Source organism: Brevundimonas sp. GW821-FHT10A07, from assembly GCF_059415785.1.
In genome coordinates this window covers 166,550-190,315 of the sequence record NZ_JBWKNX010000002.1, presented here as the reverse complement: position 1 = coordinate 190,315, position 23,766 = coordinate 166,550, and the positions used below count along the sequence as shown (strand labels likewise).

Genomic DNA, 23,766 nt, shown 5'->3' with positions numbered 1-23,766 from the left:
GGAATGAGTCTGGCCAGCAATGCGGTCAAATGGGCGAACGCCCTTTTGCCGGCCGAATGGAAAATATTCCGTGTGTCCAAGGATACCGGGATGCCGATCGTCAAATGGCGATGGGCGCTCAATGAGCCCCAAGTCAATGATACGCGCTATCACTATCTTGGGCCAGATCTTGCGCTTTGTTTGCTCAAGAATGGTATGTATATATATATCGATCCGCAAGATTACAGCATTGCGTCCCACCTCATCACGAGAGGGTACTGGGAGAACTGGGTCTATGCCGTCACCTGTAATATCGTGAAACCCGGCGATCATATTGTCGAGGTTGGCGCCAACTTTGGATACTACACCCTGGCGATGGCGAGGGACGTTGGCCCCTCCGGATCGATCGTGTCCTTTGAGGCTAACCCGGACCTCACTCCGCTGCTGAGCCGGTCACTGATCTTCAACGAACTCCAGTCCCGCGTGACGCTGGTGACCAAAGCGGCTTCCAATCAGAACGGCGTCACCACCTTCGCCATTTCGCGCCGGAACGCCGGCGGTGGCGCAACAGCGGTTAACGCCCAGCAGGATGATCAACGGTTGATCGAAGTGGAGACAGTCAGACTTGACGACGCCGTCGCTATCTCACCGCGCATTCTGCGCTTGGACGCCGAGGGATCCGAGGTCCTGATTCTGCGGGGGGCGGAACGTATGCTTCACAGGCCCGACGTGGTGGTCTGTATGGAATGGGACGTGTTGCAGATGGCGTCCCGAGGCGACGTGCCGGAACTGGTGGACTGGCTCAACGCCATGGGCTTTAAGTTCTGGCGGATTGGGTACGATTCCGATTTGATACCTGTCGATCATATCGAGATGGCCAGCTTGGCACACTGCGACGTCGTGATGGCGAGAAACCACCCTTATCTGGCGAGCTGACCGGCCATCCGTCCATCTGGACGGATCGTTCAACACAGAACAGCAAGGCGAGCGTCGTGTTTTTGAAGGCCCTGCGGAAGCGCATCAAACGTTTGATCAAGGCAGCGCGAAATCGCTCCGTCAGCAGCGAGGCGGTCCCCTGCGCCGCCTTTTCTAGGACGTCTGAAATCCGGAACGGCCAGGGTGAAAGTGCTGCAGATGTCGATCTTGTGAAAAATGCAGTCGAGAGGGGAAACTATAGTGTCATCGAGGACAACCCAGACTTCCTGATACTGGAGATCAGCACAGGTGCCATATTGGCATTGGCGTGCCTGAAACCTAAAGCTGACCAAAAATCGATCTTTCTGGTTCTGTCGGTCCATAGCGTCGATACAGCCGGCCGTGACGCCATCATAGGGTCGCTGCGCGCATTCTGGGCCAGCGCGCGCAGTTTTTCCAAAGCGGGCGCGGGTTGCTAGTTTTGTGAGGCCTTCCAGCGCTCATATGACAAAGATATTCTATTTACACAGCGCTGACCCCGTCTATAACCGCGTCACCCAAGCCAATGTTTGGGTAAGAATTATTTGAGCCGGCGATGTTTCTGAGCCGACACCAAGGCCCCGCTTGGTGTCGGCTCATAATTTCCAGCATCAGCGGCGAATTCAGATTGCTTGAGGGATGATCGTCTTGAAGAACGCCTTTGCCATCATCCACACTTGGCCCGACCTGCGTAACGCTGAATACGAAGTATTGCAGAGAATTCTCGCTGCGGCGGCCAATGTTGGAATCGAGGTCGTAGTAATCGATGACAATGCGCAGGTCCTATGGGCGACTGAAGGTCTTTCTATTCCTCACAAATCTCGCCTCCCTGAGGACGCGGTCGACTTCGCCATTTCCCTCCATTTTCTATCGCCGCGTGTAGTAGACCTGCATACTTACTATGCGATATGGCAACCGATTGAATTTTATCACGATTTCGGATATCTGAGCAGCATCGAAAAGCTCAGTAGCCATATCGACCTGATATCCTGTGATTCCGATCTGGCGGATGCTCATGCCCTGAACATCTTCTCCGGTCTCGGGCGTGAACCGCAGCTGCCTCTGCCGCGTATGTTCCACACGCTTCCCGAGCCATTCCTGAAGCCGAATATCAGCTCGGACTCGCGACTATTCTATATCGGGATCAATTGGGAGCGCCTGGGTCGTCCCAAAGGACGCTTCCACGACCTGCTGGTCGCGTTGGATAACAAGGACCTCCTTGATATTTATGGCCCCGAACTGGTTCACGGTGTGGCCCCCTGGGCCGGATTTGAAAGCTATCGGGGCGAGCTTCCGTTCGATGGGAACAGCGTCAAGCACGCCATTAATCACTCGGGGATCTGCCTCGCGTTCTCCTCGGTGCCCCACAAAAATGCAGGCATCATGAGCAATCGCCTGTTTGAGGGCCTGGCAGGCGGCGCCGCAATCATTGCCACCCCGAACGCCCTGATCGACAAATACTTTTCAGATGTCGTCTATCTAGTCGACGACTCCCGCGGCGAAGCGGCGCTCGGCCAGCAGGTTCTGACGATGATGCGCCGCATTCGTGACAATCCGGAAGAGGCCAAACGAAGGGTGCTCGAGGGTCAGCGGATTCTGCGCGAGACCTGTTCGCTTGAGCGCAGCCTCCTGGCGCTGTGCGAGCAGACTCCGGCGCGCAAGGCGCACTTTGAGGACCAGTTTCTGGCGCCATGCGAAGTCACGGTGGTTCTTGACGCCCGAGGAGGCACGCTCTCCGGTGTCCTTGCCGCCTATGATGTGCTCAAGGCCCAGACACGTACGAAAATCGATCTGCATCTCATCTGTGACGAGCGTTTCGCTAACCAGCACCGCGCGACGTTGGCGCCCGGCAAGCCGTCCGGAGCGCTTCGCAGCGTGGTCCTTTGTCCTGGCCAATTTCAGGGCGCCCCGAGCACGTTTGATGGCCCCCCGCCCCGCAATCAGCGCTCAGGGCCTCTGACCCGGGACGCCCTCAAGAGTGTGAAGACGAACTATTTCGCTCTCATGGATCTTCAGGATCAGCTGTTCCACGACCATTTCGCGTCGCTGGCCAAGGCGTTTGAGTTGAACGCTGAAGCCCGTCTAGCGTGCTCGGGGATTGTGATCCAAACCCAGGACACTCACGGGCTGGAGGCGCGGCGTTTCGAGGGTCTGAAGTTTACCGATCGCGCCTCGCTCATTGCGGTCACGGGAGAAGGGCACCGGGGGCGCTTCATGTTCCGATCCGAGCTGGCTGCGGATCTCCCCCCGCATCTGTTCGACATGCTCGACGGCGAAGAGCACAACTATTTCAGGCTGGCAGGAGCCTTGAGCGGCCCTCTCGCGGAGTCCGACTACGTAAGTTACAGCTTCAGGGAGAGCGGCAACTGGGCGCAGTTCCGAGGCACAGATGCCGCCGAATATCAGCGGCAGTATATTCGTGACACCTTCGCGCGAGATTCGCGCATGTCTGAACGCTCGGCGCTCTACCAGCCTGGAGCCTTGACCGCATCAAGCGCTCAGCAGGGTCCCGCTGTCCGATGGACCGACTTCACTGTGCCCTTCGAAATCACGCATCGGATGCCGGTCAGCCGCACCTTGAGCGCGGGTCTTGATGGGCCGGCTCTACGTTATCTCACCTCAGGATTCGCCCCGGCTGAGCCCGAATTCAGTTGGCTGACCGCCGAGCGGGGCACGATCGACTTTGTGCTACCCGAACGCACATCTCGGTTCGAGTCCTATGAACTGGTTCTGAGTGGAAGCGGGAGACGCTCCGCCATCACTGGTCTGGAGCAGAGATGCGCCGTGGCGTTGAACGGCAAGCTTATCTCCTACGTACGGGTGCCGGAACACTATTCTGACATTGTGATCGCCCTCCCGACCAGCCTGACTGAACAGGTCCGATCGTGCCACGTCGAACTGATTCCCGATCATGCTGAACAGGTATTCGGTAGTGCTGGCGAAATCGCCGATGAGCGACGTCTAAGCTTGCGGCTAACCGGAGTCACGCTGGTGTCGCGAACGCAGCCTGTCCCGGTGTTTGTGCCCGGAGAGGTTTACGGCTGCACGACGCTTGGGCGGGGCTCCGAGGCGCTGGTTGAGGGTTTCTACGCGCCGGAAGCGGACTTGACCTGGGTGGCCGGGCTTCAGGGAGACCTGCGTTTTGCTCTGAGCAGCGAGCCCAACAATCCAGTACTAAACCTGGATTTGATCGCGCGCACTTCACTGCTCACGGGCAAGCTGCAGGATGTCACGATCAGCGTCAATGAACGCTTGCTCGGCGTCTTTGAACTCAAGGATGGGCGTCAGACGCTCAACATCAAATTATTGCCTGAAGATCTGGCCGGTTCCTCAATTAAGGTCCGGTTGACTGCGGCCCACGCCGAAGCTGTGTTCGACGAAGCGCATGACATTGTCGATGGTAGGCTGCTGGGAGTAGCGGTCTGCGCTATTGCAGTGCTAGAAGACGTACAGGATGGGGTGTCCCATATCGGGGACTCGACGAAAGCCGGCTCAAGAGAAGAATCCGGCAAGCTGGTTGAGGGCAAGCAATGATTCTCGTCACGGGTGGAAGCGGCGTCCTCGGGCGCGCGTTGCAGGAAGAGCTTGACCGGCGCGAAGAAGAATATGTCACCATTTCCAGCAGCGAGCTGGATCTTCGGGATGCCGACGCCACCACGGCAAGAGTGAAGGACATCAGTCCCCGCGTGATTTATCACGTCGCAGGTCGTGTTCATGGCTTGGGAGGGAACGGCAAGTATCCGGCGGAAATGTATACGGACAACGTTCGTATCAACACGAATATCGTTGACGCCGCTTCTGTGGCGAAGTGCCAGAAGATCGTCGCTATCAGCACCATCGCGACCTATTCTTCAGATGCGCCCCGTCCCGTGAAGGAGACGTCCATCTGGGACGGGCCGCCGCACGCCTCCGAGGCTGCTTATGCTCACGCCAAGCGCGGAATGCTAGCGCAACTGGAAGCCTACAGCGCCCAGCACGGCCTGCGCTTCGCCTACCCCATCATGACCAACATCTACGGTCCCCACGATCGGTTCGATCCCGTCTACGGCCACGTCATCCCCTCGTTGGTCGCCAAATTTCACAAGGCCAAGCAGACCGGCGAAGTGGTAGAGATCTGGGGGACCGGCAAGGCGGAACGTGATTTCATCTTCTCGCGCGATGCCGCCCGGGCGCTGGTGGCCATTGGCGAAAGCTTCGAGGGGCCGATCAATGTCGCGACCGGCACCACCGTCCGCATCCGGGAGGTCGTCGATATCCTCCAGGCGCATTCCGGCGTCAACAACGTGGAGTGGGACGCGAACAAGCCCGACGGCCAGCTGCTGCGCAACTACGACGTCTCGAGACTAGCGGGCATCGGGTTTACGCCGGAAGTCTCGCTGGAGCAGGGTCTCATGGAGACTTTCGACTGGTATGAATCAGCGTATCCGGACGTTCGTTCCTAGTATGAAAGCTAGAGGGGCGCTGACTTGCCAGCAGCGTCTCGCTGATTGAGATTCGAATGAACAACAGGCGTCATCTCACCCGCGCCCTGCTTCGGCGCCTGAGTCCGCCCAGCGTCAATCTGGGCGACGGCAGCGGCAACAAGAGGCCGGAAGAGCTCCGCCAACTGGCGGACAACGCCCGCACACGGCGCGATTTTGACGCGGACGCCTTCTATCGTCGTCGCCTTTGCGAGATCGAACCGGAACGGGCCGGCAACTGGATTCAACTGGGCCATGCCCTGAAGGAAGCCGGGTTCCACAAGCGCGCGCTCGATGCCTATCGCATGGCTGAAGAAATTCGTCCCGACGACGGGGATCTCCAGGTCCATCTGGGGCACCTCGCCAAGATCTTGGGCGATTTCGCTACCGCCAAAACGCATTTCGAAAAGGCGTTGCAACTCGGGGTCAAGGCGCCCGACGCTGTGACGTTCGAACTTGGCATCCTCAAGAAGATCGACAATTCTGTCGTGTATCAGAAGTATGGGGAACCTGAAGACGCATCGGCGCTTCGCTTTTTCCTGTCCGCTCCTGCGGGCCGCATCCAGGAATCGAGCAAGGCCAGCATGCAGGCGGGCCTGGGCCACGGCGACTACTCCTACGCATTCGCCATGCAGGCTTTCGCCGCCGGCCTTGAAGCCATCGGCGCAGATTTCATTGTCCTTCAGCATCCCGAGTATGTTTCGACCATTACGGACCGGTCAGACGCCGCCACCAACGTTCATCTGGGGTTTTATCCGCCAGAACGGCTTCGACTCCTGAAAGGCGCCTACAACATCAATTGCTTCGCGTGGGAGTTTGACCGGCTACGGTCGCCTGAAGAAGTCTTGTCCGCCCACGCCTTCGCCGATCAGGCGGTCATGCTCGACTTGGCGGACGAGATTTGGATGCCTTCGGAGCATGGAGCTGTGGCGACGCGGCCCTCACTGTCGCGCCCGGTTCATGTCGTGCCCGCGCCACTTATCGACAATGTGGCGGCGGGGCCTCGCGACCAAACTCCAACGTCGCGTCCGAAGGCGAAGGCTGTCCGTCAGCTTGCAGACGTGGCTTGGCAGCCTCTGGCGATCGCGCCCCGAATTCAGCCCGAGGTGAACGGCGCCACGAAGGCTCGGGAGGCCCGCCTCCAGACCATTCTCGACGTACATTTCGAGGCCTCGCCGGCCATTTTCGTCACGGTTTTCAACGCGCACGACTATCGCAAACAGATCGCTCCCATGATCCGGGGATTCGTCGAATTTCTCCGGACCAATCCCAACGCCCTGCTGCTTTGCAAGATGACCAGCGTGGATCGGGTTCATTCGATCAACGACATCCTTTCGCGCGAACAGTTTGCGGAAGTCGGACGCCTGCTGCCTCCAATAATCAATGAAAAGATCTGGATCACCAAACAGGTGCTAACCCGCGAGGAGATGACGGCCCTCTACGACGTCTCGGATCACTATCTCTGCACCTCGCACGCGGAAGGACAGAATCTGCCGTTGCTTGAGGCCATGGGACGTGGCGTCGTTCCCGTCTCGGTCGCCGGGACGGCCATGGATGACTACATTTCGGAAGACACGGCGGTCGTCGTCCAGACCGAGGTGCGTCCCTTCGGAAAACGCCTGACGGCGCGCTACGGGCTTTATGGCCTAAACACGCACTTCACTACGGCTGACTGGGTCGCTGACGCGCTCAGGGCTGCGGTGCAGTTACCTTCAGTAATCTATTCAGCGAAGTCCGCCGCCGGGCTTGACACCGTTCGGCGACGCTATGGCGTCGAGGCCTTCGCCGCGGCCATAAAAGGCTTGGAGCAACGCCTAGCCGTGCCGGGAGCTGACCAATGAAGCGCGCCTTCTTGGAGATCGGCGGTCTATTCGAGGATACCTGGACAGGTATTGGCAATGTAATCGCCGCGATCGCGTCGCGGGCCATGGCCGATCCAGAGATCGACTGGTCATTCTGCTACGAGAACCTTCTGCTTCCCCGCGAGCGTGTGAACGCGATGCTGGATCAGCGGTCCGGCCTGGGCGCACTGGGCCTGCTGAGCGCCCGGATATGGCAGTCTGCCGAATTGACGCGCGAGGATGTCGTCGATGCCGCGGGGATCTACCCCAACATCAAGCCGATGCGGCGCTTCTTCCCGCGGGAAGCCTCAGTCGTTTATGATCTCAGCCCGCTTCTGACGCCGGAATTCCACGTTGGAGCCAATATCGATCATTTCGCGACGAACTTCCGATCCGACATGGAGACGTCCGATCACGTCTTTTGCATCTCGGAAGCGACCCGACGAGACGTCAGCGCCTATTTCCAAGTGCCTGACAAGCAAATGTCCCTGATCGAGATGGGCGTGGCCTTTGACCCGGCTGATGTTTCGGCGGGACTCCTGGGGCTCTCGGGTCAGTTTGCGGAGCCTTATGTCGCGATCGTGGGGACGCTAGAGCCTCGCAAGAACGGCGGGCTCATGTTCGACTATCTGCTTCAAAACCCGTCTTTCGCGTCGCGATTCAGAATTGTGTTCATCGGCCGCGACGGCTGGCTGGACCAGAAGTCCCGCTTGCTCGCGCGCCTGGAGGAAAGCGGGATCGATCCATCGCGCGTGATGTTCACCGGCTACGTCAGCGAGGCCGAAAAGCTGGCCCTGATGATCAACAGCGCCTTCTGTGTCTACCCCTCGCGATTCGAAGGTTACGGGCTGCCGGTGCTGGAGGCCTCAGCCCTCGGGAAGGTCACGGTCTGCTCGAACAGTTCGAGCATGCCCGAAGTCGCGCCGGAATCCTGCGTCTTCTTCGATCCGCTAGACATCTTCGAGTTCGGACAGGCTCTTCGCGTCGCCGAGCTTCGCGCCGCACAGACACGATCGGCCGGACAATCACTTGAAGACATCATGACCCGGGCGCGTCGTCTGTCCTGGGACGGGGCCTATCAACCGATCCGCGAATGGGTGCTGTCGCAATGATGCAATCCGATCTAGTCGCCCACGCGCCTGTAACCCTCTTCAAAGTCCTATCGCGTTCGGACCGCCTTGTCGGATACGCGACGCCCAAGGCCGGTCTGCGCCCATCTGTTGTCAATCTCGTCGCTGCCGGAGAGGTCATCTGTTCCGCCAAGGCGTCCCGGTTCAATGACGCCGCCGCCGCCGCCGGCATCCGCTACGGCTGGTGCGGCTTTGAGCTGGCTGGCCTGCCGCGCGCCTTGGCGCTGTCGTCGGACTGCGTCGTGACCTGCGCGGCTTCAGGAGCCGTGCTCGAGCGAATCAACCTGACACCGGAGGTTTTAGCGTCCCGGCCGCAGGGGCGGCAGGCGCTGACCGCGACAGAGGTGTTCGACTTCGCTGGGAGCGAGCGATGTCAGAACATCCGTTGGATCATGCCTTTCGCCATCGATCATCGAAATCGACGGGGCATCCACTCGGTCATTGAGGCCACTTGGCAAATGCTTCTGGATCGATTGCCCGATGCGGAGGAAATCGAACTTTGGCACAGCATCGTGCAGACCGATGCGGGCCTGGGTGAGTTGCTGGAAACCCTGATCAAGGAGATCGCGGAAGCGGCTCCCGCAGCGGTCAGACTGCCTGGGCCTTTTCATCCATCGTTCCGCTACGATCGCACGCTGCTCAGCTAGCGGGCGTTCACGGGGTTGGTCGCGTTATCCAGTGCGATCATCGAAGATTATAGGTGTCTCGTGGATTTCTCGGAACTGATATCAGCGCTCTACCGGCATGTGCTGGGACGTGAGCCGGACGCGGACGGTCTGTCCGACAAATGCGCACGGCTTGCTAGCGGCCAAGCCACCGTCGATGCGATGGTGAAAGAGTTTATCGACTCCAACGAGTATCGCGTGGCGAGCGAAAAGCGCCTGATGTGGGGATATACCCAGTTCGGCGAGCTGAGCATGCTGCTTAACCGGATGTGCCTTCGGGCCTCCCCTAATCCCGTCGTGGTGGATGTCGGCGCCCGCGGCAGGGAGCGCTCCAACTCCTTCGATCTCATGCGCCGGTTTTCTTGGCGTGGAGTCCTGATCGAGGCTAATCCTGGCTTGATCCCCGAAATTCGCCGTGACTTCGAGGGACTGGACATCACCCTCGTTGAAGGCGCGGTGTCTGATTATGAGGGCGAGGCCGACTTCCATATCGGCATCAACGACGATGTCTCCTCGCTCAACTTCGAAAATGCTCATGCTTGGGGAGATACGACGGCGACGATACGCGTCGTCGTTCGCCGGCTGGCCTCGATCCTTGAGGAAAACAACGTGCCGTCCGACTTCGGCCTGTTGTCTATCGACCTGGAAGGCGAAGATGTCCGGGTTCTGAACGACCTGATTCGAAACTCGGAATTTCGCCCTAGATGGATCGTCATCGAGGCCTCCAACAACTTCCTGACACGCTCTCTGGATCAGATTGGTGTCGATCCCCTTGTCGCGGCGCAGTATGAGATCGTCGGACAGACGGTCGCAAACCTGATTCTGGAACAGCGCGCCTAAGCCGGACCGCTAAGACCGCCGCGAAAACACCAGAGGTATATCCGTGCCGACCATTTGCGTTGACGGTTTCAATATCGCTTTGACCAACGGCTCGGGGATCGCGACCTATGGGCGAAATCTCCTGTCCAATCTTCGCGAGATAGGCCTGGGGACCCAAGTTTTATATGGTCCACCCCGCAAAAGGGGCAAGAACGACGTTCTGAACGAAACGGCCCTTGTCGAAGCTGGCGGTCCGCCGACCAAATTCAGGAAGAGCGAGCGTTTCAAGCGCACTTTCATGAGCCGTTTCGGGGTGGAGGCATGGCCTATCCTGCCCAGCGGCGAAGTCATCTGGCCGACAAGGGCTGGCGGTCGTCCCGACGCGGATGCTTACTGGGCCGCGCAGGATCTGTTCACCCTCGCTAATCGGGCCTTTCAGGCGTACGGCAAGGCGACGCCGGTGACGTTCGAGCGTAACGAGCGCCTGCCTCTCCCGGACGTAATGCATTGGACGGCGACCGTGCCGCTCCATGCCAAATCGGTCCCCAACATCTACACCATTCACGATCTGATCCCGCTGCGCCTTCCGCATTCCACGGAAGACGACAAGGCGCGATATCTTCAGCAATGCCAGTTCATCGCTGACCGGGCTGACCATATCGCCGTGGTCTCCGAGACTACGCGTCAGGATGTGATCCGACTTCTGGGGGTTCCAGAGGACCGAATTACGACGACCTATCAGGCCGTCAACATTCCGCCTGCTCTTACGGGACGGCCTCAGAGAGATGTGGCGTTGGAACTCGAGGGTATATTCTCGTTGGGCTGGAAGGAGTATTTCCTCTACTTCGGCGCTATCGAACCCAAGAAGAACCTGGGCCGTATCGTCGAAGCCTATCTCGCATCCGGTCTTACGACGCCTCTAGTCATCGTGGGCGGGCGCGCGTGGCTGGATGGCCCGGAAGTTGCGTTGCTAGATCAGGTGAAGGCCGATGGAGGCCCGGCGGCGGACCGGATCCGGCGCTATCAGTACATGTCGTTCTCAATGTTGGTCTCGCTGATCCGCGGCGCGCGCGCGACCCTGTTCCCCTCGCTCTATGAAGGGTTCGGTCTTCCGGTTCTGGAATCCATGGCGCTTGGAACGGCGGTTCTGACCTCGACGGCCGGCGCCCTGCCCGAAGTCGCCGGAGACGCCGCCGTCAGTGTCGATCCCTATGATGTGCCGGCCATGACGCGGGCTCTCCAGGCGCTGGATGCGGATGAAGGACTTCGGAATGAGCTGGTCGTCAAAGGGCTCGTGCAGGCTAGGAAGTTCACCCCGGAAAACTATCAGCAACGCCTGATCGAGCTTTATCGTCATGTCGGCGTCCAGGCAGGAGCGTCCGTTTAGACTCAGGGCCTGTTGATGTGAGGCGCTAAACCTAATTCAGGCCCCTGTATGGTTTGGGTTGTGAGCGACCTGTATTGCTGACGGACGAACTGATGGCACGGCTTCAGCCAAGCGGAAGACTAAGGAATTAGGCGGCCGAACATACTCATAGGTTCAGCAGCGCCGGATCCCCGCCCTGCGCGGCGATGTTCACGCTGATCGCCTTCTCGGCCGCGTAGCGGATCAGGCTGTTGGGGCCGCCCGCCTTGGGACCGGTGCCTGACAGGCCTTCTCCGCCAAAGGGTTGGACGCCGACCACCGCGCCGGTGATCGAGCGGTTGACGTAGACGTTGCCGGCGGGGACCAGGTCGACGACTTCGGCGGCGAAGGCTTCGATGCGGCTGTGGACGCCCAGGGTCAGGCCGTAGCCGCGCGCGGCGAGCTTGCCGGCGACTGCCTTCAAGTCGGATGGGGCGTAGCGGTAGATGTGCAGGATGGGGCCGAAGACCTCACGCTCCAGGAAGTCGGGCGTCGGGATTTCGGCGATGGTGGGGGCGAACAGGTCGCCCTTGTCGGCGCCCATCGGCAGGGCGGCGCGGGCGATGATTTTCGCTTCCTTCGACAGGCGCTCGACGTGGGCTTCGAGGGCGCGACGGGATTCGGGATCGATGACGGGGCCGATGTCGGTCTTGGGATCGGCGGGATCGGCGACGGTCTGCACAGCCAGAGCGCCCTTCAGGCCCTCGATCAGGGCGTCGGCCGAATTCTTGGGCACATAGAGGACGCGTAGGGCGGAGCAGCGCTGGCCGGCCGAGCCGAAGGCCGACTGGATTACGTCGTCGATGACCTGCTCCTTCAGCGCCGTCGTGTCGATGAACATGCCATTCAGGCCGCCGGTCTCGGCGATGAAGGGGATAATGGCGCCAGCGCGGGCGGCGATGGCGCGGTTGATGGCGGCGGCCGTGTCGGTGCCACCGGTGAAGGCGACGCCGTCGATGCCCGGATGGGTGACCAGCGCCGCGCCGACCGTCTCGCCACGACCGGGGACCAGGGCCAGCAAGTCGGGGTTCAGGCCGGCCTTGTGATAGAGGCGCACGGCCTCGGCCGCGATCAGCGGCGTCTGTTCGGCGGGCTTGGCCAGGACTGCGTTGCCGGCGGCGAGGGCGGCGGCGATCTGGCCGGTGAAGATGGCCAGAGGGAAGTTCCACGGCGAGATGCAGGCGAAGACGCCCCGTCCGTGCAGGAACAGCTGGTTGGTCTCGCCGGTCGGGCCCTTCAGCGTCTCGGGGGCGGTGAAGTCGCGCTCGGCCAGCAGGGCGTAATAGCGGCAGAAGTCGGCAGCCTCGCGCACCTCCGCGACGCCGTCGTTCAGAGTCTTGCCCGCCTCGCGGCTGAGCAGGGCGACCAGCCGATCCAGATCGGCCTCCAGCGCGTCTGCCATGGTGCGCAGCACGATGGCGCGCTTGGCGCCGCCCTGGCGGTCCCATTTGACCTGAGCCTCGGCGGCGGCCCGGACGGCGGCGTCGATGTCAGCCGCCTCCGCTTCCGAGACGTGGCCCAGCACCTGTGATCGATCGAAGGGATTGGTCACGTTCTGAGCACCGACGCCGGCCCGCAGCTTGCCGCCGATGATCGGGCCGCTGGTCAACTTCTCGCGGTCGACCAGTTCCAGCGCCTTGGCATGGGCTTCGCGGTCGGCGGCCTGAGAGTAATCGCGGCCGAGGGAGTTCTGACGATCGCCGTACATGTCTTTCGGAACCGGAATCTTGGGGTGACGGTCGGGCGCCTGCTCGACCAGGGAAATGGGATCGGCCGCGACGGCCGAGGCGGGCACGCGCTCGTCCAGAAGGGCGTGGACGAAGGAGGAGTTGGCGCCGTTTTCCAACAGACGCCGCACCAGATAGGGCAGCAACTCTTCGTGCCCGCCGACGGGGGCATAGGCGCGCACGATGACCACTTCGTCAGCCCAGGCCTCGTGCGCGGCGTCGTATAGCGCCTCGCCCATGCCGTGCAGGCGCTGGTGCTCGACCGTAACGCCGTGATCACGCGCCATACGCCGCACGGCCGCCAGGGTGTGGGCGTTGTGGCTGGCGAACTGGGAATAGATGGCCGGCGCGGCCTCGATCATGGCCTTGGCGCAGACGAGGTAGTTCAGATCGGTCGCCGCCTTGGTCGTATAGACGGGATAGTCAGTGCGGCCGAACACCTGGGCGCGCTTGATCTCGGTGTCCCAATAGGCGCCCTTGACCAGGCGCACCATCAGACGACGGCCAGAGCGGCGGGCGAGGTCGGCGACCCGCTCGATCGTTTCCAGGCCACGCTTTTGATAGGCCTGAACCGCCAGACCAAGGCCGGTCCAGCCGCCCAGCGACGGCTCGTGCGCCAGCCGGTCCAGCAGTTTCAGCGACAGAGCCAGACGGTCCGCCTCCTCGGCGTCCATCGTATAGTTGATGTCGTATTCGGCCGCGATCTGAGCCAAGCGCAGGATGCGGGGATAAAGGGTCGCCCAGACATCATCCTCATGCGTCGCCTCATAGCGGGGCGACAGGGCCGACAGTTTCACCGAGACGCCGTGGCCGTGTTCCGGCCCCTGGCCCTTGGATGTCTTGCCCACCGCTTCAATGGCGTCGGCGTAAATCTTCTCATAGCGGTCGGCGTCGGCCATGGTCCGGGCGCCCTCGCCCAGCATGTCGAAGCTGCACAGCCAGCCTTCCTTGTTCGACCGTTTGAGCGCGCTCTGGATGGTGCGGCCGACGACGAACTGCTCGCCCATGATCTTGACGGCGGTGGCCACGGCCTGACGGATGACCGGCTCGCCCAGACGACCAGCGATCCGCTTGAGGAAGCCGGGCAGATCGGTGCGCGCCTCGTCGTCCACATCGACCAGCTTGCCGGTCAGCATCAGACCCCAGGTCGAGGCGTTGACGAACAGACTGTCGGACTGACCCAGGTGGGCGGCCCAGTCTGCCGAGCCGATCTTCTCGGCGATCAGACGATCGCGCGTGTCCTCGTCCGGCACACGCAGCAGGGCCTCGGCCAGACACATCAGGGCCAGGCCCTCGCGGGTGCCCAGCGAGAACTGCTGCAGGAAACTTTCGACGACCCCCTGTTTTTTCTGACTGCGTCGGGCGTGTTCGACCAGAGCCGTCGCCTCGGCGACCACATCGGCCCGTTCGATCGCATTCAGAGGCATGCGCGTCAGATTGGCGGCGACGGCGTCGCGTTCATCGCGGAACTTGTGCGCGTCCAGACCGTCCCAGGCGGCCAGGCTCGAAGGCAGGAAGGTGGGCTTGGTCATCGGCGACAAATCCTGTGGATTTCAGCCGTATATGCCGGAGTTCATTGAAGGTGCTTCGTATGATATAATCCCAAGCCGAAGATTGTTCGGCTTACGTCTCGGATTTCCGATGATCGATATCGACGCCGTCGACCGCCGCATTCTTAGGGTGCTCCAGACTGACGCCCGCATCTCAAACGCCGAACTGGCGCGGCGTTGCAACCTGTCGCCCGCCGCCTGTTTCGAACGGGTCAAACGGCTGCGCGAAAAGAAGATCATTACCGGCTACGCCGCCATGATCGACCCGGCCCAGGTCGGTCGCGATCTGCTGATCTTCGTCGAGGTCCTGCTGGACCGCACCACCGGCGACGTCTTCGAAGCCTTCGCCGCCGCCGTTCGCAGTCAGCCGGAGGTGCTGGAATGCCACATGGTCGCCGGCGGCTTCGACTATCTGATCAAGGCCCGCGTCGGCGACATGGACGCCTATCGCGCCTTCTTGGGCGACGTTCTGGTGCGGATGCCGGGCGTGCGGGAAACGCGGACTTATGCGGTGCTGGAAGAGGTCAAATCGACGACAGTTCTGCCGCTGTGACTGGAAGCGTCAACCCAAGTGACGGGTCGCACAACTCTGGCGCATTCAACAGGTGACGCGACAGCAAAGCTCGCGTAGTAGGCGGTTCGGTCAAGAAATGGCAGCTTTAAGAATATGGCAACGCTTTACCCGGTCATCATGTGCGGCGGTTCAGGTACACGGTTGTGGCCTGCGTCACGGCCTTCCCTGCCGAAGCAATTCATCCCGCTGGCGGGAAACCGGTCACTGTTTCAAGAGACGGCCGAACGCGTGATGTCTTTGGCGGCGGGCGCTGACCTCATCGTCGTCGCTGGGCTATCGCATCGCGATGCCATTCAGTCCCAACTTGACGAGATCGGGATATCGGCAATCGTAATCTTGGAACCTGAAGGTCGGGATTCTGCAGCCGCTATGGCCGCTGCCGCCCTGTGGACGGCCCGCAGAGATCCTGACGCGATCAACCTGTTCGTCGCTTCTGATCACCATATCCCCCACGGAGAAGATTTTAGGGACGCGGTTCGCGAAGCCGTCGTCGGCGCTGAGAACGGACGTATCGTCACTTTGGGCGTCGTGCCGACCGAACCGTCGTCGGCCTACGGATATATTGCGCCAGAAGGCCCTGGCTTGTCGGCAGTCGCCGCTTTTGTTGAAAAGCCCGATGCTACGACGGCGCAGCGCTATATCTCCGAGGGGTACCTCTGGAACAGCGGCAACTTTATTGTCCAGTCCAAGGTCCTCGTTCAAGAAATAACAGAGCGCGCCGCCGCCGTCGCGGAAGCCGTAGAGGGCGCGTTGGCAAGCGCCGTGCAGGATGACGCATGCCTCCTGCTGGGCTCGGAGTTCAAACTGGCTCCGAAAATCTCGATAGATTATGCGGTGATGGAAAAAACCAGTCTCGCTGCGGTGCTGCCGGTACGTTTCGCTTGGACTGACCTCGGCGCTTGGGATTCCGTGCACGCCTCAGGCGAGGGCAATGTCGGCCTGCATGTCTTGGAGGACTCAGAGGGCTGTCTGATCAGAGCGTGCGATGGCGTAATGGTCGCCGCAATTGGCTTGCGGGACGTCGGAATTGTCGTAGAGCGCGATGCGGTCCTGGTGACCGATCTGAGAAAAAGCCAAGATGTGAAGAAGGTTGTTGATCGCCTTCGAAACCTCTCTCCTCAACATTTGGACTTCCCGCCCCTTCCGGAGCCGGAAGGGTTGAAGGACGGTGCGGTCAGGTTGACGAACTGGTTGCGGCAGGCCGCGCTGCCGGTTTGGTCCGGTTTGGGCCAGGACGCTACGGGGGCTTTTGAAGAAGTTCTGGCGCTCGACGGCCGCCACGTCTCGGCGCCGCGCCGCGCCCGTGTACAGGCGAGGCAGTTGCAGGTCTATGCGGAAGCAGGATTGCAGGGCTGGCAGGGCCCGTGGAAGCCGGTGATTTCAAAGGGTCTTGAGCGGCTTAGGTCACTCTACCTGCGCCCTGACGGGCTGATGCGGACGCTTCTTGCAGCCGACGGCTCGCCGATGGACGAGACCGCGATGGTTTATGATCAAGCGTTCCTGATCTTCGCTCTCGCACGCGCGTCGGTCGCAACCGGCGACCCTGCGCTGGAAGTCGATGCGGCTGCCGTCAGAGAGGAAATACTTAAGCGGGCAGATGCTGTCGGCGGCGTAATGGAAAGCGGGGCCCACCCGTATCAATCAAACGCGCACATGCATCTGTTGGAGTCCGCGCTCGCCTGGGAAGAAGCAAACGGCGACGCGGCATGGGGGCGTCTCGCTGACCGCATCGTAGACCTCGCTCGAACCCGATTCATTGATCCCGAGTCCGGATATCTGCTGGAATTCTTCCAGAAGGACTGGTCTCCGGCTGCAGGAGAAGACGGGCGCTTGGTCGAGCCGGGACATCAGTTTGAGTGGGCTTGGCTATTTGCACGGCATGGCCGCAACAGGCGCGATGAATCCGTCATTGCGGACGCCTGGAGACTTTATGAAGCGGGTCTGAAGGGTATCGACAGGAAGCGCAATATCGCCATAGACGCCATGAACACCGACGGAAGCGTAAGGAGCGGCAGATCCAGGCTCTGGCCCCAAACCGAATGGCTCAAGGCCTCTCTTATACTGGCGTCGTTAAGTGACGACGGCAGACGCGTTCAATGTTTGGAACAGGCCGCCAATGCGCAGCGTGCGCTTTGGAAATATCTCACGCCGCAAGGACTTTGGCACGACAAGCTCCTTGCCACTGGCGAGTTCATCGACGAGCCGGCTCCTGCCAGTTCCTTCTATCACATCATGGCCGCTTACGTTCAGGCGAAAGAAACCCTGACCGTAATGGAGCCTGATATAGCTCCGCCCTTGCGGCTGCTATAGGAGCCTTAGACATCGGAGACTGTCTCGCCTTCGTCATTCGAACCGTCTAGAAGTTCCACCCTTACTCAACGGCTCAGGGTCCGCCCGCCTCAATGCGCATCGTTCTGGCCACCGACGCCTGGGAACCTCAGGTCAATGGCGTCGTCCGCACCCTGACGCGCACCGTCGCGGAATGCCGCGGCATGGGCCATGAGGTCGAAGTCATCGAACCCAGCCTGTTCAAGACCATCCCCTGCCCCACCTATCCGGAAATCCGGCTGGCGCTCGGAGCCGAGGAAGAAATCCGCGAGATGCTGCGGGCCTTTGAACCCGAGGCCGTCCATATCGCAACCGAGGGACCAATCGGCATTGCCACGCGCCGCATCTGCGTCGAGTGGAAGCTGCCGTTTACGACAAGCTACCACACAAAATTCCCCGAATACGTCTCGGCTCGTTTCCCGATCCCGGTCCAGGTCGGCTACGCCTATATGAAATGGTTCCACAAGCCGTCCGGTCGGCTGATGGTGGCGACGCCGACCCTGCGCGACGAGCTGGTCGAGCATGGCTTCAAGAATGTCTCGCCATGGTCGCGGGGCGTGGACACGGATGTGTTCAATCCCGACCTGGAGCGCATCTACCACGAACTCGGCGGCAAGAACTGGCCGCGGCCCTTCTTCCTGAACGTCGGTCGCGTGGCGGTTGAGAAGAACATCGAATCCTTCCTTCAGCTCGACCTGCCCGGCACCAAGATTGTGGTCGGCGACGGCCCCGCCCGCGCGGAGCTGCAGGAGAAATATCCAGAGGCGAAGTTTCTGGGCGCCCGGTTCGGCGACGATCTGGCCCGCTGCTTCCGCGACGCCGACGTCTTCGTCTTCCCCAGCTGGACCGACACCTTCGGCCTGGTGATCCTGGAAGCCATGGCTGCCGGCACGCCGGTCGCCGCCTATCCGGCTCACGGCCCGATCGACATCATTCCCGGCTCGAACGCCGGGGCGATCAACAGGGATCTCAGGACCGCCTGCCTGGAGTGTCTCGACCTCGACCGCAAAGCCGTCCGAGCCTATGCGGAGAAGTTCAGCTGGCGTGCCTCAGCCGAGCAGTTCGTCGAAAACCTGCAACCCTATCCCGAACCCGAACGCGGGCGCTTCTGGCGCCGCCTGCGCCGCATCGCCCGCATCCGCAATCGCGCCGCAGCCTGATCGGCCGGCAATCCAACCGAGACAACCAAGGACTACAACCATGCTCAAGCCCCGTCAGGACCTGAAGCCGAACACGGCCGCTTATGAAACCCAGGCCTTGGTCAAGCCGACCGGGTTCCGCGAATATGACGCGCGCTGGATCCTGGAAAAGGAGATCAACCTTCTCGGCGTTCAAGCGCTGGGCCTTGGCCTGGCCACCTATGTCCATGAAATCGGCATCGCGCCCAAGATCGTCACCGGCCATGACTTTCGTGGCTACAGCCTCAGCGTCAAACAGGCCCTGATACTCGGGCTGCTGGAAGGCGGGATGGAGGTTCTGGATGTCGGCCTGGCCTTGTCGCCCATGGCCTATTTCGGCCAGTTCGAACTGGATGCGCCGTGCGTCGCCATGGTCACCGCCAGCCACAACGAGAATGGCTGGACCGGGGTGAAAATGGGGGCGAACAAGCCCCTGACCTTCGGCCCCGACGAGATGGGCCGCCTGAAAGAAATCGTGCTGAACGGCGAGGGCGTGGCCCGCCCCGGCGGCAAGCTGGTGCGCGTCGATGACTTCCGCGAAACCTATGTCGCCGACGTGGCCTCCAAGGTGCAGATCAAGCGACCGCTGAAGGTCGTCTGCGCCTGCGGCAACGGCACAGCCGGCGCTTTCGCGCCCGACGCCCTGCGCCGGATGGGCGTCGAGGTGATCGAGATGGACACCGAACTCGACTATACCTTCCCGAAATATAATCCGAACCCGGAAGATCACGCCATGCTGGTGCAGATGGCCCAGCGGGTCCGTGAGACGGGCGCCGATCTGGCCCTGGGCTTCGACGGCGACGGAGACCGCTGCGGCGTGGTGGACGACACGGGCGAAGAGATCTTCGCCGATAAGATCGGCCTGATGCTGGCTCGCGACCTATCCAAGGTCTATCCGGACAGCACCTTCGTGGTCGATGTGAAATCGACCGGCCTGTACAAGACCGACGAGATCCTCAAGGCCAATGGCGCCGAGGTGGTCTACTGGAAGACCGGCCACTCCTACATCAAGCGCAAGACCGCTGAACTGGGCGCCCTGGCCGGGTTCGAGAAGTCAGGCCACTTCTTCATGGCCGGAGACCTGGGCCATGGCTACGACGACGGCCTGGTGGCCGCCGGCGCGGTCCTGGCCATGCTGGACCGCAATCCGGGCAAGAAACTGAGCGAGCTGAAGGCCGCCCTGCCGGACGCCTGGACCAGCCTGACCATGTCGCCCCACTGCGACGACGAGCTGAAGTACGGGGTGCTGGAGCGGATCGTGAAGGAATACTCGGATCTGGCCGCGGCGGGCGGCAAGATCCTGGGTCGCAAGATCCTCGAGGCCATCACCGTCAACGGCGTGCGTGTGCACCTGGAGGACGGCTCCTGGGTCCTGGTCCGCGCCTCGTCGAACAAGCCCGAACTGGTCGTGGTGGTCGAGAGCATGCGATCCGAGGACGACATGCGCGACCTGTTCCGCAGGGAGATCAAGCCCCGCCTCGCCGCCTATCCCGAAATCGGCGCCTTCAACCAGGAAATCTAGGGCTGAACCAATCGGCCTGACGACCGCTTCCTGCAGACCTGCTGCTGGAGGCCAGATTGCCGCATTTCTATTTCCACACCGAAAACGGCGATTGTATTCGCGATGACCAGGGCGAGGATCTGCCCGATGTCGAAGCCGCCCGCGAAGAGGCGGTCACCGTCCTTGGGGAGATTCTGCGCTATCGCGGCGCGGCTTTTTGGGAAACGGCGTCGTTTAGCGTGATCGTGACCGATGCCGACGGCCGCACGGTAGTCAGCGTCACCGCCCGGGCCTCGGACGCGGCGCCGGAAGGTTGGACCTTGCAGGAGACCGGCGAATGACCACCGTCTCGCCCCCCTCCAGGATCACCACCCTGGTCGAGAAACTCTCGCTGCGCGATCAGGTCGCGCCGGATGAGATCGAGGCCTTGAAGGATGTGCTCGATCCGCCGCGCGAGATTCGCAGCGGCGCGGACATCGTCAAGGAACATTCCCATCCCCTGCACAGCACGCTTCTGATCTCCGGCTTCTCGGCCCGCTACAGCAGTCTGGCGGACGGCGCGCGCCAGATCACGGAGCTCAATGTGCCGGGCGATTTCATCGACCTGCACAGTCTGCTGATGAAACAGATGGATCATGGGGTCGTGGCCCTGACCGACTGTGTCGTCGCCTCCGCCCCCCACGCCAAGCTGATCCGCCTGACCGAGCGCCATCCGCACCTGACGCGGCTTCTATGGCTGGACACCATCATCGACGCCGCCATCCATCGCCAGTGGCTGGTGGCCATGGGGCGTCGCAGCGGCCTGGGCCATCTGGCCCATCTGGTGTGCGAACTCTATCTGCGTCTTCAGGCGGTCGGCCAAACAACGGGAAAGACCAGTGGAAAGGTCGACGGAATGCGTTTCGACCTGCCCCTCACCCAGGCGACCCTGGGCGACGCCCTGGGCCTGTCAACCGTTCACGTCAGCCGTCTCGTCACCGAGCTGCGCGGCGAGGGGGTGATCAACTGGAGCGGCGGACAGGTGGAAATCCTGGACTGGCGCCGGCTGGCCGAGATCGCGGAATTCGACGCCACCTATCTGCGCCTTCAGAACGAGCCGGTGTGACGGCTTAACCCATGTTATCGCGCGCGGCTCCGCTTCGCGATTGATCGGCCCATGCTCCGACCGAATCTCGCGCGCGCACTCCTCTCCCAACTGGCGATCCAAGGGATGGAACCGGGCGAAGACCCCGTCTTTCCCGGCGCCCGCAGCCAGTCACTGCAGGCGGGTCGATCGCTTGTGACCCTGGTTCTGGAAGGCGTGGCGGCGCGGCAGGGAGCGAAGGATCCGGTCTGCCTCGGCCTCGTCGGTCCCGGCGACCTGCTGAACTTCGACGCGGCGCTGGGAACGGGACCGGACGAGAGCGCTCTGTGGCTGACGCGCGGTCGCCAGGTCGTGATTTCAGCCGACAGCCTCATCGAGGCGATCGATCGCGACACCCTGATCGAGACCGCCCTGGCGGATATGCGCCGTCGGATGGAGACAGCCCGGGCCGAGGTGACGCGTCACGCGCATGGCCGGGTGACGGAACGCCTGGCCGGCCTCCTGCTCGACATCCACGCTCTCGTCGGCGCGACCGAGGTCACATTGCGCCAGAGCGACCTCGCCGATCTTCTGGCCGTACGCCGGGCCGGAATTTCCACCGCGGCAGGCGAGCTTCGGGCGACCGGGGCGATCCGGGTGCGACGGGCGGCCATACTGCTGTCCGACATGGCCGCCCTGCAAAGGGCGGCGGCGGGCTCGGTCGGCGAACAGGCCCCTCACTCCACCGTGACGGATTTGGCCAGGTTGCGGGGCTGATCGACGTCGGTGCCTTTCTGGACGGCGGTGTAATAGGCCAACAGCTGGACCGGCACGGCGTAGACCAGGGGCGCGATCAGGGGGTGGCAGTCCGGGGCGTGGATGCGGCGGATGCCGGCGCCGTGCAGATCCGGAGCCCTTTCCGGCGTGATCATGATGACCGGGCCGCCGCGGGCGGCGACCTCCTGCAGGTTCGAGGTGGTCTTTTCGAACACATCGTCCAGCGGAGCCAGGGCGATGGTCGGGGTCTCCTCGTCGATCAGGGCGATGGGACCGTGCTTCAGCTCGCCGGCGGCGTAACCTTCGGCGTGGATGTAGCTGATCTCCTTCAGCTTCAGCGCCCCTTCCATGGCGAGGGGGAACATGGCCCCCCGGCCCAGGAACAGGACGTCGTCGGCCTTGGCCAGGTCCTGGACCACGGCGCGGATGCTGTCGCCCATGCGCAGGGCGTCGGCGATCAGGCGCGGGCTTTCGAACAGGGCCTTGACCAGTTCGCCCTCGGTCGCGGCGTCGATCCGGCCGCGCGCCACCCCGGCCGCCACGGCCAGGGCCAGCAGGGCCGCCACCTGGGCGGTGAAGGCCTTGGTCGAGGCGACGCCGATCTCGGGCCCGGCGTGGGTCGGCCACAGCACCTCGGCCTCGCGCGCCATGGACGAGGAATGGACATTGACCACCGCCGCCGTCCTGAGCCCCTGGGCCTTGCACCAGGTCAGGCTGGCCAGGGTGTCGGCCGTCTCGCCCGACTGGCTGACGGCGACCGCCAGGGTCCTTGGCGACACCGCCGGCGAGCGATAGCGGAACTCGGACGCGATCTCGACGTCGCAGGGCAGGCCCGCCAGCTTCTCGAAGGCGTAGCGGGCGATCTGGCCGGCGTAGAAGGCCGTGCCGCAGGCCACGATCTGGATCCGGTCGAGGGCGGCGAAGTCCACGGCCTGAGGCTTGGCCGCGCCCGTCACCAGGTCGAGATATTCCGACAGGGTGTGCTGGACGCTGTCGGGCTGTTCATGGATCTCCTTTTCCATGAAGTGGCGATATTCGCCCTTCTCGACCATCGCCGAAGAGGCCGAGACCTGGACCACCGCCCGTTCGACCGGAGAGCCGGTCACATCGAACATCTGGGCGCCGCTGCGGGTCACGGCGACATAGTCGCCCTCTTCCAGATAACTGATCTTCTGGGTGAAGGGGCCGACGGCCAGGGCGTCCGAGCCCAGATACATCTCGTCCTCGCCCCAACCGACGACCAGGGGGCTGCCACGACGGGCGCCCAGGATCAGATCGTCCTGGCCGTCGATCAGCACGGCCAGGGCATAGGCGCCGGTCAGCCGGTCCAGCGTGACCTTGAAGGCCTCCAGCGGCGCCCGGCCCGTGTTCAGCTCGGCGTCCAGCAGATGGGCGATGACCTCGGTGTCGGTCTGGCTTTCAAAGACATGGCCCTCGGCGGCCAGCTCGGCCTTCAGCTCGGCGAAATTCTCGATGATGCCGTTGTGGACCAGGGTGACGCGCCCGGCCTTGTGCGGGTGGGCGTTGGCCGTTGTCGGGGCGCCGTGAGTGGCCCAGCGGGTGTGGCCGATGCCGACCGAGGCTGTCAGAGGCTGTTCGGCCAGGACGGCTTCCAGATTGCGGATCTTGCCCTGGGCGCGGCGGCGTTCGACCGCGCCGTCCACCATGGCGGCGACCCCGGCCGAGTCATAACCGCGGTATTCCAGCCGTTTCAGACTGTCGATCAGCCGGGGAACGACAGGTCCATTGCCGGTGACGCCGATGATGCCGCACATGCGCAGGGACTCCGAGGAAGAGGGAAACAGAAGGGCGCCG

At 62.2% G+C, this 23,766-nt stretch carries 18 protein-coding genes; 16 read left to right on the top strand and 2 right to left on the bottom strand.

What is annotated here, in order from left to right; translation table 11 throughout:
- The first annotated feature begins 3 nt into the window (after positions 1–3).
- The 9 genes from AC07NC_RS02385 to AC07NC_RS02345 all read left to right on the top strand — a co-directional run bounded on the left by AC07NC_RS02385 (position 4) and on the right by AC07NC_RS02345 (position 11,235).
- Positions 4–915: an FkbM family methyltransferase gene (locus AC07NC_RS02385; protein ID WP_292147931.1), complete on the top strand. Its 912-nt coding sequence runs from the start codon at positions 4–6 to the stop codon at positions 913–915.
- 56 nt (positions 916–971) lie between these two features.
- Entirely contained in the window at positions 972–1,373 is a 402-nt protein-coding gene (locus tag AC07NC_RS02380) for a hypothetical protein (RefSeq protein ID WP_292147932.1), read from the top strand.
- A 199-nt stretch (positions 1,374–1,572) separates the two neighbouring features.
- Positions 1,573–4,467, top strand: a complete 2,895-nt coding sequence (locus tag AC07NC_RS02375) for a glycosyltransferase family protein (protein WP_494568478.1) — start codon at positions 1,573–1,575, stop codon at positions 4,465–4,467.
- Entirely contained in the window at positions 4,464–5,375 is a 912-nt protein-coding gene (locus AC07NC_RS02370) for an NAD-dependent epimerase/dehydratase family protein (protein ID WP_292147935.1), read from the top strand. Before AC07NC_RS02375 ends, AC07NC_RS02370 begins: the two co-directional genes overlap by 4 nt.
- Positions 5,376–5,431: 56 nt before the next feature.
- Complete coding sequence (locus AC07NC_RS02365) at positions 5,432–7,234, top strand: glycosyltransferase (RefSeq protein WP_292147936.1); 1,803 nt, start codon at positions 5,432–5,434, stop codon at positions 7,232–7,234.
- Complete coding sequence (locus tag AC07NC_RS02360) at positions 7,231–8,346, top strand: glycosyltransferase family 4 protein (protein WP_292147937.1); 1,116 nt, start codon at positions 7,231–7,233, stop codon at positions 8,344–8,346. Before AC07NC_RS02365 ends, AC07NC_RS02360 begins: the two co-directional genes overlap by 4 nt.
- On the top strand, positions 8,343–9,011 hold the full coding sequence (locus tag AC07NC_RS02355) for a hypothetical protein (RefSeq protein ID WP_292147939.1): 669 nt from the start codon (positions 8,343–8,345) through the stop codon (positions 9,009–9,011). The genes AC07NC_RS02360 and AC07NC_RS02355 overlap by 4 nt, the downstream gene beginning before the upstream one ends.
- Before the next feature lie 15 nt (positions 9,012–9,026).
- The gene (locus AC07NC_RS02350; RefSeq protein WP_292147940.1) at positions 9,027–9,869 is read left to right on the top strand and encodes an FkbM family methyltransferase; all 843 of its coding nucleotides are present in this window, start codon (positions 9,027–9,029) and stop codon (positions 9,867–9,869) included.
- A 43-nt stretch (positions 9,870–9,912) separates the two neighbouring features.
- Positions 9,913–11,235 (top strand): glycosyltransferase family 4 protein, encoded by a 1,323-nt coding sequence (locus tag AC07NC_RS02345; protein WP_292147941.1) that lies wholly within the window; start codon positions 9,913–9,915, stop codon positions 11,233–11,235.
- Between the two features lie 145 nt (positions 11,236–11,380).
- On the opposite strand, the gene putA is transcribed toward AC07NC_RS02345, so the two are convergent.
- Positions 11,381–14,512 carry a bifunctional proline dehydrogenase/L-glutamate gamma-semialdehyde dehydrogenase PutA gene (putA, locus tag AC07NC_RS02340; protein WP_494568477.1) on the bottom strand — a complete coding sequence of 1,044 codons (3,132 nt, stop codon included), beginning with the start codon at positions 14,510–14,512 and terminating at the stop codon, positions 11,381–11,383.
- Positions 14,513–14,621: 109 nt separating this feature from the next.
- On the opposite strand from putA, the gene AC07NC_RS02335 reads away from it, so the two are divergent.
- From AC07NC_RS02335 to AC07NC_RS02305, 7 genes are all read left to right on the top strand, one after another.
- Complete coding sequence (locus tag AC07NC_RS02335) at positions 14,622–15,083, top strand: Lrp/AsnC ligand binding domain-containing protein (protein WP_039243792.1); 462 nt, start codon at positions 14,622–14,624, stop codon at positions 15,081–15,083.
- A gap of 114 nt (positions 15,084–15,197) precedes the next feature.
- On the top strand, positions 15,198–17,414 hold the full coding sequence (locus tag AC07NC_RS02330; protein WP_292147944.1) for an AGE family epimerase/isomerase: 2,217 nt from the start codon (positions 15,198–15,200) through the stop codon (positions 17,412–17,414).
- A 92-nt stretch (positions 17,415–17,506) separates the two neighbouring features.
- Positions 17,507–18,592, top strand: coding sequence for a glycosyltransferase family 4 protein (locus tag AC07NC_RS02325; protein WP_292147945.1), 1,086 nt, complete (start codon positions 17,507–17,509; stop codon positions 18,590–18,592).
- Between the two features lie 40 nt (positions 18,593–18,632).
- Positions 18,633–20,132, top strand: a complete 1,500-nt coding sequence (locus AC07NC_RS02320; RefSeq protein WP_292147946.1) for a phosphomannomutase/phosphoglucomutase — start codon at positions 18,633–18,635, stop codon at positions 20,130–20,132.
- A gap of 56 nt (positions 20,133–20,188) precedes the next feature.
- Entirely contained in the window at positions 20,189–20,452 is a 264-nt protein-coding gene (locus AC07NC_RS02315; protein ID WP_008263959.1) for a DUF6894 family protein, read from the top strand.
- Positions 20,449–21,216 carry a Crp/Fnr family transcriptional regulator gene (locus AC07NC_RS02310; protein ID WP_292147947.1) on the top strand — a complete coding sequence of 256 codons (768 nt, stop codon included), beginning with the start codon at positions 20,449–20,451 and terminating at the stop codon, positions 21,214–21,216. Before AC07NC_RS02315 ends, AC07NC_RS02310 begins: the two co-directional genes overlap by 4 nt.
- A gap of 105 nt (positions 21,217–21,321) precedes the next feature.
- Positions 21,322–21,951: a Crp/Fnr family transcriptional regulator gene (locus tag AC07NC_RS02305; RefSeq protein ID WP_292147949.1), complete on the top strand. Its 630-nt coding sequence runs from the start codon at positions 21,322–21,324 to the stop codon at positions 21,949–21,951.
- Here the strand turns inward: AC07NC_RS02305 and glmS are convergent.
- Entirely contained in the window at positions 21,912–23,726 is a 1,815-nt protein-coding gene (gene glmS, locus AC07NC_RS02300) for a glutamine--fructose-6-phosphate transaminase (isomerizing) (RefSeq protein WP_292147950.1), read from the bottom strand. The genes AC07NC_RS02305 and glmS overlap by 40 nt on opposite strands.
- Positions 23,727–23,766 lie beyond the last annotated feature (40 nt).

Bases quoted from the DNA above. Each gene is read 5' to 3' on its own strand.
- AC07NC_RS02360 (WP_292147937.1), top strand. From the start codon at position 7,231: ATGAAGCGCGCCTTCTTGGAGATCGGCGGTCTATTCGAGGATACCTGG.
- AC07NC_RS02330 (WP_292147944.1), top strand. From the start codon at position 15,198: ATGGCAACGCTTTACCCGGTCATCATGTGCGGCGGTTCAGGTACACGG.
- AC07NC_RS02365 (WP_292147936.1), top strand. From the start codon at position 5,432: ATGAACAACAGGCGTCATCTCACCCGCGCCCTGCTTCGGCGCCTGAGT.
- AC07NC_RS02370 (WP_292147935.1), top strand. From the start codon at position 4,464: ATGATTCTCGTCACGGGTGGAAGCGGCGTCCTCGGGCGCGCGTTGCAG.
- AC07NC_RS02305 (WP_292147949.1), top strand. From the start codon at position 21,322: ATGGAACCGGGCGAAGACCCCGTCTTTCCCGGCGCCCGCAGCCAGTCA.
- AC07NC_RS02335 (WP_039243792.1), top strand. From the start codon at position 14,622: ATGATCGATATCGACGCCGTCGACCGCCGCATTCTTAGGGTGCTCCAG.
- AC07NC_RS02310 (WP_292147947.1), top strand. From the start codon at position 20,449: ATGACCACCGTCTCGCCCCCCTCCAGGATCACCACCCTGGTCGAGAAA.
- AC07NC_RS02385 (WP_292147931.1), top strand. From the start codon at position 4: ATGAGTCTGGCCAGCAATGCGGTCAAATGGGCGAACGCCCTTTTGCCG.
- putA (WP_494568477.1), bottom strand. From the start codon at position 14,512: ATGACCAAGCCCACCTTCCTGCCTTCGAGCCTGGCCGCCTGGGACGGT.
- glmS (WP_292147950.1), bottom strand. From the start codon at position 23,726: ATGTGCGGCATCATCGGCGTCACCGGCAATGGACCTGTCGTTCCCCGG.
- AC07NC_RS02320 (WP_292147946.1), top strand. From the start codon at position 18,633: ATGCTCAAGCCCCGTCAGGACCTGAAGCCGAACACGGCCGCTTATGAA.
- AC07NC_RS02325 (WP_292147945.1), top strand. From the start codon at position 17,507: ATGCGCATCGTTCTGGCCACCGACGCCTGGGAACCTCAGGTCAATGGC.
- AC07NC_RS02375 (WP_494568478.1), top strand. From the start codon at position 1,573: ATGATCGTCTTGAAGAACGCCTTTGCCATCATCCACACTTGGCCCGAC.
- AC07NC_RS02355 (WP_292147939.1), top strand. From the start codon at position 8,343: ATGATGCAATCCGATCTAGTCGCCCACGCGCCTGTAACCCTCTTCAAA.